Source organism: Allorhizobium sp. nf9_anc, assembly GCF_056323085.1.
Genome location: NZ_CM150481.1, coordinates 4,505,473 through 4,522,255 on the forward strand (window position 1 = coordinate 4,505,473; position 16,783 = coordinate 4,522,255).

15 protein-coding genes are annotated in these 16,783 nt (G+C 60.1%); 12 read left to right on the plus strand and 3 right to left on the minus strand.

What is annotated here, in order from left to right; genetic code table 11:
* Positions 1–8: 8 nt before the first annotated feature.
* Entirely contained in the window at positions 9–860 is an 852-nt protein-coding gene (locus AC02Y0_RS21875; RefSeq protein WP_476381288.1) for a VOC family protein, read from the minus strand.
* A gap of 252 nt (positions 861–1,112) precedes the next feature.
* Here AC02Y0_RS21875 and AC02Y0_RS21880 point away from each other — a divergent pair, with 252 nt between their 5' ends.
* Entirely contained in the window at positions 1,113–1,850 is a 738-nt protein-coding gene (locus tag AC02Y0_RS21880; RefSeq protein ID WP_280776638.1) for an IclR family transcriptional regulator, read from the plus strand.
* Positions 1,851–1,881: 31 nt separating this feature from the next.
* Here AC02Y0_RS21880 and AC02Y0_RS21885 read toward each other — a convergent pair whose 3' ends face one another.
* Positions 1,882–2,484: a TetR/AcrR family transcriptional regulator gene (locus AC02Y0_RS21885; protein ID WP_476381289.1), complete on the minus strand. Its 603-nt coding sequence runs from the start codon at positions 2,482–2,484 to the stop codon at positions 1,882–1,884.
* A 93-nt stretch (positions 2,485–2,577) separates the two neighbouring features.
* Here AC02Y0_RS21885 and AC02Y0_RS21890 point away from each other — a divergent pair, with 93 nt between their 5' ends.
* The 4 genes from AC02Y0_RS21890 to AC02Y0_RS21905 all read left to right on the plus strand — a co-directional run bounded on the left by AC02Y0_RS21890 (position 2,578) and on the right by AC02Y0_RS21905 (position 8,252).
* Positions 2,578–4,044 (plus strand): carotenoid oxygenase family protein, encoded by a 1,467-nt coding sequence (locus AC02Y0_RS21890; protein ID WP_476381290.1) that lies wholly within the window; start codon positions 2,578–2,580, stop codon positions 4,042–4,044.
* 299 nt (positions 4,045–4,343) lie between these two features.
* Positions 4,344–5,819 (plus strand): aldehyde dehydrogenase family protein, encoded by a 1,476-nt coding sequence (locus AC02Y0_RS21895; protein WP_476381292.1) that lies wholly within the window; start codon positions 4,344–4,346, stop codon positions 5,817–5,819.
* 161 nt (positions 5,820–5,980) lie between these two features.
* Positions 5,981–7,204, plus strand: coding sequence for an MFS transporter (locus AC02Y0_RS21900; RefSeq protein ID WP_476381294.1), 1,224 nt, complete (start codon positions 5,981–5,983; stop codon positions 7,202–7,204).
* Positions 7,205–7,226: 22 nt separating this feature from the next.
* Positions 7,227–8,252 carry a SphA family protein gene (locus AC02Y0_RS21905; protein ID WP_476381296.1) on the plus strand — a complete coding sequence of 342 codons (1,026 nt, stop codon included), beginning with the start codon at positions 7,227–7,229 and terminating at the stop codon, positions 8,250–8,252.
* 268 nt (positions 8,253–8,520) lie between these two features.
* On the opposite strand, the gene AC02Y0_RS21910 is transcribed toward AC02Y0_RS21905, so the two are convergent.
* Complete coding sequence (locus AC02Y0_RS21910; RefSeq protein WP_476381298.1) at positions 8,521–9,162, minus strand: TetR/AcrR family transcriptional regulator; 642 nt, start codon at positions 9,160–9,162, stop codon at positions 8,521–8,523.
* 188 nt (positions 9,163–9,350) lie between these two features.
* Here AC02Y0_RS21910 and AC02Y0_RS21915 point away from each other — a divergent pair, with 188 nt between their 5' ends.
* From AC02Y0_RS21915 to AC02Y0_RS21945, 7 genes are all read left to right on the plus strand, one after another.
* Positions 9,351–10,238 carry a shikimate dehydrogenase gene (locus tag AC02Y0_RS21915; protein WP_476381300.1) on the plus strand — a complete coding sequence of 296 codons (888 nt, stop codon included), beginning with the start codon at positions 9,351–9,353 and terminating at the stop codon, positions 10,236–10,238.
* Between the two features lie 123 nt (positions 10,239–10,361).
* Entirely contained in the window at positions 10,362–11,354 is a 993-nt protein-coding gene (gene dctP / locus AC02Y0_RS21920) for a TRAP transporter substrate-binding protein DctP (protein ID WP_476381302.1), read from the plus strand.
* 68 nt (positions 11,355–11,422) lie between these two features.
* Positions 11,423–11,941 (plus strand): TRAP transporter small permease subunit, encoded by a 519-nt coding sequence (locus AC02Y0_RS21925; RefSeq protein WP_104105060.1) that lies wholly within the window; start codon positions 11,423–11,425, stop codon positions 11,939–11,941.
* Positions 11,938–13,239, plus strand: a complete 1,302-nt coding sequence (locus tag AC02Y0_RS21930) for a TRAP transporter large permease (RefSeq protein WP_476381304.1) — start codon at positions 11,938–11,940, stop codon at positions 13,237–13,239. The genes AC02Y0_RS21925 and AC02Y0_RS21930 overlap by 4 nt, the downstream gene beginning before the upstream one ends.
* 10 nt (positions 13,240–13,249) lie before the next feature.
* Positions 13,250–13,699, plus strand: coding sequence for a type II 3-dehydroquinate dehydratase (locus AC02Y0_RS21935; RefSeq protein ID WP_444558014.1), 450 nt, complete (start codon positions 13,250–13,252; stop codon positions 13,697–13,699).
* Positions 13,700–13,730: 31 nt separating this feature from the next.
* Positions 13,731–15,620, plus strand: coding sequence for a bifunctional sugar phosphate isomerase/epimerase/4-hydroxyphenylpyruvate dioxygenase family protein (locus AC02Y0_RS21940; RefSeq protein ID WP_476381307.1), 1,890 nt, complete (start codon positions 13,731–13,733; stop codon positions 15,618–15,620).
* Between the two features lie 142 nt (positions 15,621–15,762).
* Positions 15,763–16,734: an NAD(P)H-binding protein gene (locus AC02Y0_RS21945; protein ID WP_476384109.1), complete on the plus strand. Its 972-nt coding sequence runs from the start codon at positions 15,763–15,765 to the stop codon at positions 16,732–16,734.
* Positions 16,735–16,783 lie beyond the last annotated feature (49 nt).

The following is a 16,783-nucleotide window of genomic DNA, read 5'->3' on the forward strand; positions in this document are numbered from 1 at the left end:
TTCCCGGCTCAGGATCGCAGAATTGCGTTGCCCCACTTGTTCAGCGTCCGGGGATGTTGCGGCCAGTCGATGACGTCGCGATCGTAGATCGTCTCCAGTTCAGCCGAGATCTCGATCCAGTTGCCGTCGGGGTCGGTGTAGAAGACGAAGAGATTGTTGCCCGGGCCATGACGCCCCGGGCCCCAGGTCAACAGCACGCCGTTGGCTGCGAAGCGGTCGCAGAACTTCTTGATGTTGTCGAAGGTGCCAGCCTCGTAGGAATGGTGATCGACACCCGTGCGGTCCGACTTGAAGCAGGCGATCGTGTGATGCTCGTTGTTCGTCGTCGTGAAGACCGTGGCGAGATCGCCATTGTCGTGAATGACGCGGTCGGACAGGAAGAAGCCGAGCTTGTCGACATAGAATTCCTTGAAGCCGGCGAGGTCCTGCGTGGCAAATGTCAGGTGCTGTGTCGGCGCATGGATGCCTTCGATGGCAGGCCGATAGGAGATGGTCGGCCTAAGCGCTACTCCGAAGCAGATGAGATGGCCGTCATTGTCCCGGACGCCGAAAGCGCCATCGGCAAAATAGGGCGAAACGCTCGGAAGAATGGGAACGCCGTTTGCAATGGCGCGTTGCCGCATGCCTTCCAAGACCTCTGAATTGCTGCAGGCAAGACCCGCATAGGCAAGCTTTTTGTTTTCGCCCTTGATGGCCACGAAGTGGCGGAGTGGGCCTTCGCACCGGAATTCATCCGGTGAGACTTCACTCACCTGCATGTCCATGTTGGCCGCGTAAAACTGAGCCAGCCGCTGAGGATCTTCGCTCTCGAAAGCGACGTGATGCAGGTAGGCGCCTGCGTGAACCGCAAAATTACTCATATGGATCCTCCACTGATTGTTTTCCGGTATAATTGCCGACAATCAAAAATTTGCAAGATATAAAATACATAAAATTATCGAATACCGATAAAAAGTGATAATTGCGACCGGTGGCGGCTTCTGCGGATCGTGAGTCTCGCGCAATTCAGTGGCCTGCGATCATGAGCTGCGATGTTTATCGCCATCCGGTAAGCGGTTGCAGCGGTCGGGATCTTTTTGCTACCACGTGGCAGCACGGCCTGGAGAATGCCCATGATGGGAATTACGCGTTACATTCGTATCCTGAAGCTCTTTGACGCGGACAAACCAAACTGGACGGTTGCGGAGATGGCCGAGGCGCTGGAGACTTCGGCCAGCACCTTGTATCGGCTCGTACGAGAGATGGTTGCGGTAGAGCTGCTCGAGAGCACGGTGGAATCGCGGTATCGGCTCGGTCCGATGTTCGTCGAGTACTACCGTCGGATCACGATGACCGATCCGCTGATCCGCTCAGGCGCGAAGTTCTTGGGTCCTCTCGCCGAGCAGGCGAGCATTCCTTGCGTGACCATTCTGGCACGACTGTATGGCAAGGACGTCATGTGCGTTGCAGAGCATCGCGGGCAGAATGCTCATTTCAAGACCAGCTACGAACTCGGGCGTCCCATGCCCCTGTTGCGGGGCGCAACGTCTCGGGCGGTTTTGTCAAACCTGACAAAACGAAACCTGATGTCACTCCTCAACGAGGAGCTCGGCGCGGATGCTGATCGCAAAGGTCAGCTGACCTCGGAGCTGGCAAGCCTGCGAAAGCTCGGCATTTGCGAAACCCGCGGTGAAGTCGATCAGGATCTCGTCGGGATCTCCGCGCCACTTCGAAATGCGTCGCTCGGGATCAGCGCTTCGGTTTCGGTCATCGTGGAGGCTCGCCTGCTGAACGACGACCTACGCCCTCGGATCTACGCAGCCGTCACTGCGACCGGCCGGATGATCGAAAGCTTCATGGCTGAAGTCTAGACCCACAGCGGAGCCGAGCAGGCCCGTGCATTCAGGGGCGATGGCTCTTGAGAAAGATGGCGCAAGCTGGCTCCACATTTTCCAGGATTTCAGTGTCGGTTGCTCCACTGCGGATCCCCCACAGGCACTGCTCGAATAAGCGCGCTTCGCAAAGCGATTTGAACCGCCACGCTTCCGCAATGGGGTCTTCGATCGTGAGTTCGCCCGTTTCTGCCGACTGTTGCAGGGTCGATGCGATGACGCCGATCACGCTTTTCGGGCCATTGTCGTAAAAGATCCTGCCGAGCTCGGGGAAACGACCGGCCTCGGCTATCACCAGCCGGTTGACCGACATGATTTCGCTGGAGAGCAGGAGCCGCAGGTAGCGACAGCCAAGGGCAACGAGTCTCGCCTCTATGCCGTTTGGCTGCTCTTCGAGGGCGATGAATTCCTGCCATCGTTGCTGTCCCGCGCTGACGACAAAAGCGGCAAACACCTCCTCCTTGGACGAGAAGTAGCCATAGAGCGTGCCTTTCGAGCCGCCGACAGCCGCGGCGATCGTTGCCATGGACACGGTGCCATAGCCTTGCGAGAGAAACAGTTCGCCGGCGATGGTAATGATTTCGTTTTTCTTTTTTTCGGTCTTTACGCGCATGGCGCCTTATAACCGTAAAGGTCCGTACTGTTAAGTTGACCGATCGCAATTCTCATAATAGTACTTATGTGTACGGTTATGAGGAGGTAATCGATGACCAGACTTTTCCCAGCGACGGCAGACTTCACGGGTGGACTCTACAAACCTGCGCGGTTTGAGGGCGAGATTTACGACCTTGAGGTCGATGGTACCGTGCCGGACGAGATTGATGGCACCTTCTTTCAGGTGGCTCCGGATCCGCAATATCCGCCGATGCTCGGCGACGACATCTTCTTCAATGGCGACGGCGCAATCACCGCTTTCACCTTCAAGAATGGGCATGTCGACTTCAAGCGACGCTATGTGATGACGGAGCGTCTCAAGGCGCAGCGGGCGGCCCGAGCGTCGCTTCACGGGATATATCGCAATCGCTACACAAACGATCCGAGTGTCAGCGAACTGAACAACAGCACGGCAAACACCAATGTCGTCGTGCATGGCGGCAAGCTGCTGGCGCTGAAGGAAGACAGTGTGCCCTATGCGCTTGATCCCGTGACGATGGAAACGATCGGGTTGTGGGATTTCAATGGCCAGCTGACCAGCGCGACCTTTACCGCCCATCCCAAGATCGATCCCGCCAACGGAGATCTGCTCTGTTTCGGCTACGAGGCGAGAGGCGAGGCGACGCCTGACATCGTCTATTACGAGATCGATGCCTCCGGTCGGAAGAAGCGCGAGACATGGATTGTCGCGCCCTATGCGGCGATGATTCACGATTTCGCGGTGACCGAAAACTACGTGATCTTCCCGTTGATGCCGCTGACCTCGGATCTTGATCGCATGAAGAATGGTGGGCGGCATTTCGAATGGCAGCCAGGGCTCGACCAGCTGTTCGGTGTGCTTCGCCGCGATGGTGATGGCCGGGATGTCCGGTGGTTCAAGGCGCCGAACGGTTTCCAGGGGCATACGCTCAACGCTTTTGATGACCGGGGCCGGATCTTTATCGACATGCCGATCACCAGCGGCAACATCTTCTATTTCTTCCCCCAGGCAGACGGGACTGTGCCGCCACCGGAAACGCTGGCGTCCAACATGATGCGTCTGACCATCGATATGAATTCCACCGCGAACGGTCTGGACATGACGCCCCTGACGCAGTTCCCTTGCGAATTCCCGCGGAGTGACGATCGCTATATGGGCCGGCATTACAGCCATGGATTTGTCATCGCCATGGACCCGAGCAAGCCCTTTAATGAAGCGCAGATCGGGCCGCGCCCGTTTCAGTTCTTCAATCAGCTGGCGCATATCAATGTTTCGACGGGGCGGATCAAGACGTGGTTTGCGGATGATCAGTCCTGCTTCCAGGAGCCGATCTTCGTCCCGAAAAGTGCCGATGCGGCCGAAGGGGAGGGCTATGTCATCGCCCTTCGCAACCGTCTGCTGGAGCAGGCGACCGACCTATTGATCCTTGATGCGCAGCACCTGGATGAGGGCCCAATCGCCACGGTGAAGCTGCCGATCCGGCTGCGCATGTCGCTGCATGGGAACTGGGTGCCAAGCTCTGCTTTGCGGGCCGGCTAAGATCCAAATATCCCGATTTCGCTCCGTCGGAGCAGATGACGGCAGGCGATCTGATGGTCGCGTAACCCCGCGGGCAGTGGCTTGCGGGGTTAAAGCGTCTTGATGCCGAAATAACGCACGAGCGCCAAATATCTTTTATCCAAATTATCATTTAACGATAATTTCGTCTTGAAGATCTGCAAATTTGTAGATTAGGCTTTTGTCCACGAGGAGGCGCGTCTGTCGCTGTGCCCATCCGCATCGAGAGATAATCGGTGACGGAGCGGGCGATGCCAGATGCCGCGAGAGGAGACCAAACCATGCAGCACCCAGTCGATCATTCCGTCTTCGTCCCGCGTCCCTATGACGGGTTCGCCGGACAGTTCATCGCCGGTCGTTGGCTGGCCGGCACGGCGGGTAAGACCGTTGTCGACCGTAACCCCTATGATGGTTCGGTTCTTGCGGAGATCGCCCAGGCAAGCATCAGCGATCTCGACCAGGCCTTCGATGTAGCCAAGGGCGCGCAGGTCGAATGGGCCTCCACGCTGCCGTCGGAGCGCACTGCCCTGTTCTTCCGGGCCGTCGCCATTCTCGATGCGCGCAAGGAAGAAATCATCCAATGGCTGATCCGGGAATCCGGCAGCACACGCATTAAGGCCGGGATAGAATGGGGTGCGGTGCGGGCCGGCATGCTGGAGGCCGCGACAATGCCCGCAGCCGCGCAGGGGCACATCATTCCCGTCGACAGACCCGGCAAGGAAGCGCGTGTCTACAAGAAGCCTGTCGGCGTCGTCGGCGTCATCAGCCCATGGAATTTTCCGCTGCATCTCTCCAACCGCTCGGTGGCACCAGCGCTCGCACTCGGCAATGCCGTCGTGCTGAAGCCATCGAACGACACGCCGGTCATGGGTGGATTGCTTCTGGCTAAAATCTATGAGGAGGCTGGCCTGCCGCCGGGTGTTCTCAATGTCGTGGTTGGCAGTTCCGACGTGATCGGGGACGCATTCTCGCGTCATCCCGTGCCGCGCGTGCTGACGTTTACGGGGTCCACGCCGGTCGGCCGCCACATCGCCCGCGTGGCAGCTGAATCGTCACTGCTGAAGCGCGTCGGGCTGGAGCTCGGCGGCAATGCGCCTCTCGTCGTGCTGGATGATGCCGATCTGGAAAAGGCTGTCGGAGCAGCGCTGATTGGACGGTTCATGCATCAGGGCCAGATCTGCATGAGCACCAACCGCATCATCGTCGATGCATCTCTCTATGATAGGTTTGTCGAGGCTTACACAGAGGCTGCAAAAGCCGTGAAGTTCGGAGATCCGAACGAGCCGGACACGCTGGTCGGGCCGCTCTGCAACGATAGCCAGGTGGGCAGCGTCTTGAGGAGCATCGCACTTGCCCGCGAAAGCGGCTTCCGGGAGTGCTTGTCCGGCGCAATCGAGGGCCGCGTCGTGCCTCCGCATGTCTTTGCGGACGTCGACAATGGTTCCGAGTTCGCCCGCAACGAGATCTTCGGACCCGTCGCTCCGATCATCCGGGCGGCCAATGAAAACGAGGCTCTCGCCTTTGCCAATGATACGGAATTCGGCTTGTCCAGCGCCGTGTTCACCCGCGACGAGGCAAGAGGCCTCGCCTTTGCCCAGCGCATCGAGGCGGGCATGACGCATATCAACGACATCACCATCCACGATTATCCTCATGTGATGTTCGGGGGTGAGAAAAACTCGGGGCTCGGCCGCTTCAACGGGAAGTGGATCATCGAAGAATTCACCACGGATCATTTCATATCGATCCAGAGGTAACGGCACTGGCGCTGCTCGAGGAGGGGCGCGCCATTCGATTTTGAAAGCAGGCGTGCCTCCGGTCGGGTTGGGCCGGTGGATGGATCATATCAGCAAAATCAAGGGAGCCACGGCACGTCTCGCGCGTGATCGCCGACGTGTGCCTGGAGGAGGAGGATGAAATGCAAACTATGACAGCGGGTACCCGTCACGGGCTGCTGCTGGTGGCGGCCGCATGGCTCGCCCCGATCGGGTCGACCCTGTTCGCGCCCGTCTTACCGCACATGATCGAGCATTTCGCGGATGTGCCGCACGCGTCCTTGCTGGCGCCGCTTGCGCTGGTCACGCCCGCTCTTTTCGTGGCGCTGCTGGCACCCGTTGCCGGTTTGCTCACCGACCGTTTCGGCCGGCGGAGCGTGTTGGTCTGGGCGCTCGGGCTTTATGCTGCCGCAGGCATCGCACCGTTCTGGCTCGACAATCTCTACGCCATCATCGCGACCCGCGCGGTCGTCGGTATCGCCGAGGCGGGCGTGATGACGGCGAGCACGGCGCTGATCTGCGATTACTTCACCGGGCAGCGGCGGGCTCACTGGCTTTCGGTACAGTTCGGTTCCGCAGCCCTCGTGGCAACGGTGTGCTTCGTCCTGGCTGGGTTTCTCGGCAACTACAACTGGCGCGCGCCCTTCCTCGTCTACGGTGCAACGGCGCTTTTCATTCCGCTGATCCTGGCGATCATCTTCGAGCCGGCACGTGGTGCCGTGGGCAAAGCTGCTGAGCCCGATGTTGCCGATAGCATTCGGAGCATCGTGGATCTTCGCTTTGTCGGCACACTCTCGGCGACGCTCATCTGCGGTGCGCTGTTCTACATCACGCCCGTGCATATCTCGCTGGTCCTCAGCGAACGCGGCTATTCCGACCCGAGCATGCTGGGGCTTGCCAGCGCCACGGGCTCCGTCGGTGTTGTCGCCGGCGCCGCGCTCTTTCGCTTTCAGTCAAGGCGGCCCGTCGGGGCACTGCTCGCCGGAGCGATGCTGACGCAAGCGGTTGGCTTTGCCGTTCTCTACACCCAGTCGTCGCTGGCCGGGGGTGTCGTGGGCATGTTCATCAACAATGTCGGGTGCGGCATTTCCCTGCCGCTCGTACTGGCCTTCACCATGAGCAAGCTGCCGGAAGGCTTCCGGGGCCGTGTCTCCGGTCTGTGGACGTCGATGTTCTTCATCGGCCAGTTCGTCTGCCCCATCGTGGTTGCCGGTGTCGCGGCACTTGGCGGGGGCATGGTTGCCGCAATGGCGGTCTTTGCCGGGTTTACGGCGCTGTGCGGGCTGCTTCTGCTGGCTGGATTTGCCTTCGGCCGAGCGCTTCGAGAGCCCGCCACGACGGGGAGCCCGGTCGTTCCGGTGCACTGAAATTCATCAAAGGGGGACTGAAATGGAGATTTCGATTTCGAATGGCAGGCTGGCATGGCTTGCGCTTGCTGGACTGACCTTTCTGCCGGACAATGCGGCACAGGCTGCAGAATTCTACCAGACCGTGACGCCTGGGGCGACGTCCGACATCAGGGCTGCCGAACTGCCGCCGGAGCCGGGCTTCTACGCGATCGGTGGGCTGTGGGGTAACCGGCGTGACCGCCTTAGCGATGCTCATGGTGGCGCGAAGTTTTCGGATACGGACGAGCAACTTCTTCAGGGCCAGTTGGGAGGGCTTTACGTCTATCCGGGCGAGCTGTTCGGCGGCCGAATGGCCTCGTCGCTGATCTTCGCATATGGCAAACACGACCTGACAATCACCGATACCTTGCCGGCGGATCTGAGCAGCAAGCATACCGGCCTCTTTGATGCTTATTCCGACCTCTTCTTCTGGTCGAAGAGCTGGTATGACGGTCCGCCGCCGGCAGCAGAAGGGCAGCCAAAGCCAACGGCCGACTTCGTGCCTCCGATGCCCGTCGGCTTTACGCTTGGCCTTGGCCTCGGCGTGACCATCCCGATCGGCAGCTACGATAACACTGCTGTCGGAAACCCGGGCTTCAACAGCTGGGTTCTGTCGCCGAATGTCGCCTTCACCTACCGGACGAAACCGATCTTCCTGGACGCGACCGAATTTTCCGGAAGGGTGTTCTATAACCACAACTTCGAACGGGAGGATGCGACGGGCGGCTTCACTTACCGTGACGGCGACTATCTCTCCGCCAACTTCGCGGTCACGGAGCGCTATAACCGTTTCCAGTTCGGCCTCGCAGGCAATATCAGCTGGCAGATCGAGGACGATACCGGCTCGCCTGCGGTGGCAGCCACCGACGGACAGAGGCACAAGTCGATCCGGCTCGGGCCGATTATTGCAGTCGATTTCCCCGACCAGCGCACGACGGTTTCCCTCAAATACCTGACCGATGTGTATAGCCGCAACGCATTCGATGGCGACTATCTGCAGCTCAGCTTCATCCGGAAGATCTGGTGACGCTGGGGTTGCTGCCACAGCCTGCTAAACGCCAGGTTCAGGCGGCCCCATAGCTAACCAGCAAGGCGTCGAACAAGCGTGCGACGGCACGATAGGCCGATCGTCAGGGTGCCGGCGTGGTGAATTGCGAAGAAAGGTGGGCGCTGCGAGCGGCCACCTTGATCCCACATACGGGTTTATGGGTTCGCTTGCGGCCCCGCGTGGGATCATTCGGCGTTTGATGCTTTTGTGTCCCGCGATCGAAACGCCTGATCGCAGAGCGGAGGGGTTACTCTGAGCGCAAGTAGCTCAGGACCGCATCGGCGATCATCTGTTGGTGGCGGGCGTAGAGAGAAGGTTCTGACAGGTCCCGCTCGAAGATTGTCCCGAAGGTATAGCGGTTGGAGACGCGGAAGAAGCAGAAGGCGCTGATCAGCATGTGCAGGTCAATCGCATCGACGCGGCGCTTGAAATGGTTGCCTTGCAGGCCGCGATCGATGATGTCCTGAAGCGTCCGGATGACCGATATGTTGAGGTCGGCGATCTCGCTCGAGCGTTTCATATGCATGGCGTGATGAATATTCTCGATGCTGACCAGGCGGACGAAGTCCGGGTTCTGTTCGTCGTGATCGAAGGTCGTATTGATCAGCCGCCGCAGAGCCTCGTCCGGTGGCAGTTCGGCAAGTTGAAGGTCTGCTTCCAAGGAGCGGATCTTGCGATAGGCGCGCTCGAGCACTGCAAGGTAAAGCCCTTCCTTGCTGCCATAGTAATAGTAGATCATCCGCTTGGATGTGCGCGTCTTTTCCGCGATCGAATCGACCCGCGCCCCGGACAGGCCGAATTCGGAAAATTCCTGGGTCGCCACCTCGAGGATGTTCTCCTTGGTGCCCTCAGGATCATTCCTGCGCGTGTCCCCGGCCGTCTTTGCCATGCTCCTCCCCCGTCGCGGCGCCTTTGAGTCCATTCCCTCGCCTGCCGAGCCTTCTGTTCATAATGCCGTCGAAAGGGCGCATCAACCTGTTTGACGTTGACACTAACTAGTTAGTACATTATTGATCATTGCCAGGTTGGGAGGCCTGCAGCGCAAGTGGATCTTGTGCTAGGGAAATGGGAGTGGTCATGCCCACGAAGCGGGACATCAGGCGAGCCGGATTGATCGGATTTGGGATCCAGCGATCGCTGACGCCTGCCATGCACATGCGTGAAGGGGCAGCGCTTGGGCTTGATTACCGTTACGAGCTGATCGATCTCAACGAGAGGAAGCTCACGCCCGATGCTCTGGAGAGCCTCGTCTTGGAGGCGGAAGAGCAGGGCCTTTGCGGCCTCAACATCACCTATCCCTGCAAGCAGAAGATCATCCCCCTGTTGTCCGACCTGTCGGATGATGCGCGCAAGCTGGGCGCCGTGAATACCGTGGTCCTTCGGGATGGCAAGCGGGTCGGCCACAATACCGACTGGTGGGGTTTTGCCGAGGGACTGCAGCGCCAGCTGCCGAATGCCGACTTGATGGATGTCGTCCAGATCGGTGCGGGTGGGGCCGGTGCAGCCACAGCCTTTGCCGTTTTGCAGCTCGGGGCGAAGGCGCTGACGATTTTCGATATTGATGAGGCACGCTCGGCAGAGCTTGCTTCCCTGATGGGCGAACTTTTTCCGCAGGCAGTTGTCCGTGCCGGACACGAGCTTGAGGGTGCCATGGCGAAGGCGACCGGTCTCGTGCATGCCACGCCCATGGGAATGGACAAGCATCCGGGCATGCCTTTGTCGGCAGATCTGCTGCATCCCTCTCTCTGGGTGGCCGAGATCGTGTATTTCCCGCTGGAGACCGCACTCGTGCAGGCGGCGCAGCAGCGTGGCTGCCGGGTTGCCAATGGCGGAGGCATGGCTGTCTTTCAGGCTGTCGGTGCGTTTTCGCTTTTCACCGGACTTCAGCCGGATGCAAGGCGCATGCTCGCGCATTTCCAGGAGCTTACGGGCTCGACGGTGAATGATCTGGCCCGACGGGCCTGAGAAGGAAAATGCAGGCCGGCACGGTGGGCCGGCAGCACAGGGTTTTTGGTCGATCGGCTCTGGCCGGTCAGGGAGAAGAAAGTTCCCAAGCCCGAGGAGGGGCGGGGACAAGAGGAGGAAGACATGATGATGGAATTCACACGCCGTATGTTTCTCGCAGGATCCGTCGCACTCGGAGCCGTGGCAGCCGTTTCAATTCCGGCCTATGCCCAGGAACCGGTCACGCTCAAGCTGTCGGCCGTGTTCTCCGAGCAGGACATTCGCGCAGGCATGGTCAAGATGTTCGCCGATGAGTTGAAGGACGGCTTCACGGTCGAGCCCTTCTTCGGCGGCACGCTGTTCAAGCAGGGCACGGAACTCGTGGCGCTCCAGCGCGGCAATCTGCAGATGGGCAATATCGCGCCGCAGGATATCGCCAAGCAGGTGCCTGAATGGTCGGTCCTGACCTCGGCCTATCTGTTCCGGGATGCCGCCCATGTCCGCGCCTTCTTCGCAAGCGACGTCGGCGCCGAGTTCAAGAAGATGGCCGAAGAAAAGGCTGGGGTCTACATCCTCGGACCGACCTATTTCGGCGCCCGCCAGGTGGGCCTGAAGAGCGACAAGAAGATTGCGACACCGGCCGATCTCTCGGGCGTGAAGCTGCGCATGCCGGGTGGCGATGCCTGGCAGTTCCTTGGCGAGGCGCTCGGTGCCAACCCGGTGCCGATGGCCTATGCCGAGGTCTATACCGGCCTCCAGACCGGTGCGATCGATGGTCAGGACAATCCACTGCCGAACGTCAAGAACATGAAGTTCTACGAAGTGATGTCGCAGATCGTCATGACCTCCCATCTGATCGGCTACGACCTGCTGACCATCTCTGCCGAAACCTGGAAGGCGCTCTCGCCGGAGCAGCAGGCCAAGGTGCAGGCAGCCGCCGACAAGGCGATGCAGTGGAGCGAAGAGCAGCATCTCGCACAGGAAAAGACACTGGTCGAGGAATTCAAGGCTGCCGGCCTTGAGATCTACGAACCGGATGTTGCAGCCTTCCGCAAGTTCGCCCAGGAAAAGTATCTGGCCTCCGATCTGGCGAAGTCCTGGCCCGAGGGTATCCTCGAAAAGGTCGGCGCACTCTGAGCCCATCCCCATGAGACCCGGGAGCCGGACAATCTCCGGCTCCCGGCCCATCAGAAAAGGCTCAGCCTATGGACAATCGATTTGCCACGATCGGGAGCTGGCTCAGGCATCGGGCAGAAAACCTGCTCGCCATGATGCTGCTGGCGATGTTCGTCATCTTCCTGCTGCAGATCTTCTCCCGCTATCTCTTCAATCTCTCGATTGGCTGGACACACGAAGCGAGCGTCGCTTTGTGGATCTGGATGGTGCTGTTCGGGTCTGCCTTCGTCGTGCGCGAAGTCGATGAGATCCGCTTCGACCTGTTCTGGGGGGCGGCGACCGCCCGAGGGCTGCGCGTGATGCAGGTCATCGGTTCCGCCAGCCTCGTCGTGCTGTTCACCTGGTCGCTTCCGGCGGTCATCGATTACGTGACCTTCATGCGCGTCGAGAGCACCGCCTATCTGAAGATCCGTTTCGACGTTCTCTATTCCATCTATGTCGTCTTCGCGATTGCCATGATCGTGCGCCACCTCTGGCTTTGCACGCTGGCGATCCGCGGCAAGGCGCCCGAGGGCTTCGACCCGACCAAAGCGAGTTCCGGCGTATGAACCTGGCCAGCCCCTTTTCCCTGTCGCTCGTGGTGATCACGGCGCTCGCCTTCCTCGGCCTGCCCATTGGCTTGTCGATGATCTGCGGGTCGATCCTCTACCTTCTGCTGTCCGGTGCGGACATGGGGATCGTCGCCGAGCAGTTCTTGAACGGCATGTATTCCAACTACGTGATCCTCGCCGTCCCGCTGTTCATTCTGGCTGCCGAGCTGATGAATATCGGCTCGATGACCGAACGGCTCCTGTCGTTCTGCAATGTGCTGGTCGGACGCTTTCGCGGCGGCCTGGCCCAGGTCAATGTCGTCCAGAGCATCATCTTTGCCGGCATGTCCGGCTCGGCGATTGCCGATGCCGCCGGAACCGGTAGCATGATGCAGAAGTTGATGACGGATGGGGGTCGCTATACGCCGAGCTTTGCGGCTGCCCTGACGGCTGTCACTTCGGTGATCGGCCCGATCATTCCGCCTTCCATCCCGATGATCATCTATGCGCTCGTTTCGGATGCCTCGATCGGCTATCTCTTCCTGGCCGGCATGGTTCCGGGGCTCTTGATGGCCGTCCTGCAGATGGTGCAGGTCGCGATCACGGCGCGCCGGCAGAATTTCCCGGTCGAGGCGCCGGTGCCGTTGCGGGAGATCCCCGGCGTCACCTGGCGCGCGCTTCCCGCATTGTTCATGCCGGTGCTGCTGCTCGGCTGCATCTATTCGGGGGTGACGACACCGACGGAGGCCGCAGCGCTGGCGGCGGCTTATGCCCTGCTGGTCTCGGCCGTGCTTTATCGCAGCATCCGCTGGAGCGCTCTTTACAGCGCGCTTCTTACGAGCGGGAAGACCACCGCCTCGATCGGCATGCTGATCGCCGGTGCGCTCGTCTTCAACTATGTCATCACCATCGAGAACATTCCGGAAAGCATCAAGGGCATCCTGACCAGCTGGGATATGTCGCCGGTCGTCTTCCTGATCTTCGTCAATATCCTGCTTCTTCTGCTCGGCTGCTTCCTTGAAGGCACGACAATCCTGTTGATCGTCGTCCCCGTGCTCATCCCGACCGCGCAGGCGCTGGGCATCGACCTTGTCCATTTCGGCGTGGTCGTCGTGGTCAACATCATGCTGGGACTGGTGACGCCGCCCTATGGGTTGCTGCTGTTCATCGTCGCGAAGATCTCGGGCGCACCGCTCAGAGATATCGTTCGCGATGCCTGGCCTTTCATTCTGTGGATGGTGCTGTGCCTTGTCGTGATCACCTTCATCCCCGAGACGGTGCTCTGGCTGCCGCGCCTCCTCGGCTATCAGGGATGAGGACAGGACCATGACGCAGCACAAGCCGCTCTTCATCCTCAACGGACCAAACCTCAACCGGCTTGGTCGGCGTGAACCCGAGATCTACGGCCATCATACGCTATCCGACGTGGAATTCTGGTGCCGGGAGGCGGCGGGGGAATGGCCGGTCGTCTTCCGCCAGACCAATAGCGAGGAGATGTTGATCGAGTCGGTGCACGAGGCGATCGACGAAGGATCCGGCATCCTGATCAATCCGGCGGCCTTTACCTTCACGTCGCTGGCGCTGCTCGATGCGCTCAAGATGTTCAAGGGACCGATCATCGAGTTCCACATCAGCAATGTGCATCGGCGCGAGCAGATCTATCACAAATCCCTCGTCTCGATGACGGCCACGGCCGTCATGGCGGGCCTCGGGGCGACGGGATACCCCCATGCTGTGCGGGCATTGAAGCTGCTCGTCGCAGAAGGAAAACGGTGAAAAGCCATCGGGCGAAACAGAGGATGCGGCGATGAAAACCTCGATTGCGACGGTGTCGATCAGCGGCGAATTCGAAGAGAAGCTCTCGGCGATCGCCCGTACCGGTTTCGACGGGATCGAGATCTTCGAAAACGACTTCCTGGCGTTCGACCGATCACCCGCCGAAGTGGGGCAGATGGTTCGCGATCACGGACTGACTGTCTCGCTTTTCCAGCCTTTCCGCGACTTCGAAGGCATGCCGGAGCCCTTCCGCAGCCGCAATTTCGACCGTGCCGAACGCAAGTTCGACCTGATGGCGGAGCTCGGCACTGATCTGATGCTGATCTGCTCAAACGCCTCGCCGGTGTCACTTGGCGGGATCGACCGCGCAGCAGCCGATTTTCACGAACTCGGCGAGCGGGCGGCTAAACGGGGCCTGCGCGTCGGTTATGAGGCGCTCGCCTGGGGTCGCCACATCAATGACCACAGGGATGCCTGGGAAATCGTCCGCAGGGCCGATCATCCGAGTATCGGGCTGATCCTCGACAGTTTTCACACCCTCGCGCGCAAGATCGAGGTCAATTCGATCCGGTCCATTCCGGGTGACCGCATCTTTATCGTTCAGCTCGCCGACGCGCCGCTGATCGAGATGGATCTTCTTTACTGGTCGCGTCACTTCCGCAACATGCCTGGGGAAGGCGACCTTGCCGTGACACCCTTCATGCAGGCGATCGCCGCGACGGGTTACAATGGCTATCTGTCGCTGGAGATCTTCAACGACCAGTTCCGCGGTGGATCGCCCGAGGCGATATCGAGGGATGGCCGACGCTCTCTCGTCTATCTCATGGACCAGGTCCGGCGCGTCGAACCAGATATGCGTATCCCGGTTCCTGCCATGCCAGATCGCAGCAAGGTCTCCGGCATTGCTTTCGTCGAGTTTGCCGTCGGTGACAATGATGGGCGCGAGCTCGAGGCCTTGCTGGAGATCCTGGGTTTTCGCGCTGTCGGCCGCCATCGCAGCAAGGCCGTCACCGTGATGCGGCAGGGCGAGATCAACCTTGTCCTCAACCGAGAGGAAAAGGGGTTCGCCAACGCCTCCTACCTCGTCCATGGCGCTAACGCCTATGCCTTCGGGCTGATGGTGGACGATGCCTATGCCGCGCATGCCCGCGCCCTGCAGTTGGGATCGGAGGATTTTCGCCAGCCGGTCGGGCCCGGCGAGATACAGGTCCCTGCGATCCGGGGTGTAGGCGGCGGGATCGTCTATTTTCTCGATCGCAAGACTTCGCTTGGCGACATCTGGGACGTCGAATTTGAACCGATTGCCGAGGATCTCAGCACTGCGTCTTCTGTCGGGCTGACGCGGATCGACCATCTGGCCCAGACAACCCGCTATGAGGAGATGCTGACCTGGCTTCTCTTTTACACCTCGCAGTTCGCGACCCGGAAGACCCCCATGGTCGACATCATCGATCCGGCCGGGGTGGTCCGCAGTCAGGTGGTCGAGACGCAAGACGGCCGCCTGCGGATCACGCTGAACGGGGCCGAGAACCGCAATACGCTGGCGGGCCGTTTCATCGCGGAGACCTTCGGTTCGGGTATCCAGCACATTGCCTTTGAAACCGACGACATCTTCGCGACGGCAGAAGCCCTGGCGCACAATGGCTTCAAGTCCCTGGTGATCTCGCCGAATTATTACGATGATGTCGAAGTCCGCTTCGGGCTCGATCCCGATCTGGTTGAGCGGATGAAGGCGGCGAATATCCTCTACGACCGGGATGACGCGGGAGAGTATTTCCAGCTTTATTCTCCGACCTATGGAGAAGGCTTCTTCTTCGAAATCGTCGAGCGCCGGGGCTATGCCGGCTACGGCGCCCCCAATGCCATCTTCCGTATCGCAGCCCTGAAACGTCATCTGCGACCGAGCGGCATGCCGCGTTAGGCCTGTGCCTTGCGAGCAAATCTATCCTGCCGCCGAAAACGGTGCATAGTATGCGCGTGGAGCGATGGGAGGCATTGTGACCGGCAATCTGAGTTCGGCGTTACCGGTGGGTTCTGGCGCTCATGGGCCGAAGCGCGTGTGCCTGCTGGGCGCTACCGGGACGATCGGTCGGGCGACGGCTGCTGCGCTTATGCGGCGAGGGTATGAGGTGGTCTGTCTCGTGAGGCCAGCTGCTGAAATCGCCGCAGGTTCCTCGAACGCGAAAGCTGATCGCCTCGTTGAGGGGGCAACGGTGAGGGTCGTGGATTTCGGCGATCCGGAATCGGTGCTGCGCGACGGGTTTTCAGCCGACCGCTTCGATGCTGTGGTTTCGTGCATGGCTTCGCGCACAGGCTCGCCGAAAGACGCCTGGGCCATCGACCATCAGGCACATCTGAACGTGCTGGAGGCTGCGCAGCGCTCAGGCGTTGGTCACTTCGTCCTCCTGTCGGCTATCTGTGTTCAGAAGCCGCTGCTTGCCTTTCAACAGGCAAAGCTGGCATTTGAAACCGCGCTTGTGGCGTCCGGCCTGCGCTATTCGATCGTCCGGCCGACCGCTTTCTTCAAGTCCCTGTCAGGCCAGATCGAGCGTGTCCGCAAGGGCGCGCCCTTCCTGATATTCGGTGACGGGACACTGACATCCTGCAAGCCGATCAGCGATGGCGATCTGGCCGACTATCTTGTCCGTTGCCTGGAGGAGGAGGCGTCCTGGAACCGCATCCTGCCGATCGGCGGCCCGGGTGAGGCGATTACACCGCGTCAGCAGGGCGAAGCGCTCTTTGCGCTTCTTGGGCGTCCGCCGAAGTTCAGGTCCGTTCCGATCGCCCTGCTCGATGTCATCATCGCTGGCCTCGGAGCCTTTGGTCGTCTTTCACCATCGCTGCGCGAGAAGGCGGAGCTTGCCAGGATCGGCCGCTATTATGCCACCGAATCCATGCTCGTGCTCAATCAGCAGACCGGTCGATACGACGCAGATGCCACACCGTCGACCGGCACCGAGACACTGTTCGATTTCTATCGATCTGTCCTGGCTGGTGGCGCGCCACCTGATAGAGGAGATCACGCCGTCTTTTAGAGTTTGCCGGGCGAAGGGGATGCATGCCTCAGCATCGGCCATGGTTTGA

Bases quoted from the DNA above. Each gene is read 5' to 3' on its own strand.
- AC02Y0_RS21875 (WP_476381288.1), bottom strand. From the start codon at position 860: ATGAGTAATTTTGCGGTTCACGCAGGCGCCTACCTGCATCACGTCGCT.
- AC02Y0_RS21880 (WP_280776638.1), top strand. From the start codon at position 1,113: ATGATGGGAATTACGCGTTACATTCGTATCCTGAAGCTCTTTGACGCG.
- AC02Y0_RS21885 (WP_476381289.1), bottom strand. From the start codon at position 2,484: ATGCGCGTAAAGACCGAAAAAAAGAAAAACGAAATCATTACCATCGCC.
- AC02Y0_RS21890 (WP_476381290.1), top strand. From the start codon at position 2,578: ATGACCAGACTTTTCCCAGCGACGGCAGACTTCACGGGTGGACTCTAC.
- AC02Y0_RS21895 (WP_476381292.1), top strand. From the start codon at position 4,344: ATGCAGCACCCAGTCGATCATTCCGTCTTCGTCCCGCGTCCCTATGAC.
- AC02Y0_RS21900 (WP_476381294.1), top strand. From the start codon at position 5,981: ATGCAAACTATGACAGCGGGTACCCGTCACGGGCTGCTGCTGGTGGCG.
- AC02Y0_RS21905 (WP_476381296.1), top strand. From the start codon at position 7,227: ATGGAGATTTCGATTTCGAATGGCAGGCTGGCATGGCTTGCGCTTGCT.
- AC02Y0_RS21910 (WP_476381298.1), bottom strand. From the start codon at position 9,162: ATGGCAAAGACGGCCGGGGACACGCGCAGGAATGATCCTGAGGGCACC.
- AC02Y0_RS21915 (WP_476381300.1), top strand. From the start codon at position 9,351: ATGCCCACGAAGCGGGACATCAGGCGAGCCGGATTGATCGGATTTGGG.
- dctP (WP_476381302.1), top strand. From the start codon at position 10,362: ATGATGATGGAATTCACACGCCGTATGTTTCTCGCAGGATCCGTCGCA.
- AC02Y0_RS21925 (WP_104105060.1), top strand. From the start codon at position 11,423: ATGGACAATCGATTTGCCACGATCGGGAGCTGGCTCAGGCATCGGGCA.
- AC02Y0_RS21930 (WP_476381304.1), top strand. From the start codon at position 11,938: ATGAACCTGGCCAGCCCCTTTTCCCTGTCGCTCGTGGTGATCACGGCG.
- AC02Y0_RS21935 (WP_444558014.1), top strand. From the start codon at position 13,250: ATGACGCAGCACAAGCCGCTCTTCATCCTCAACGGACCAAACCTCAAC.
- AC02Y0_RS21940 (WP_476381307.1), top strand. From the start codon at position 13,731: ATGAAAACCTCGATTGCGACGGTGTCGATCAGCGGCGAATTCGAAGAG.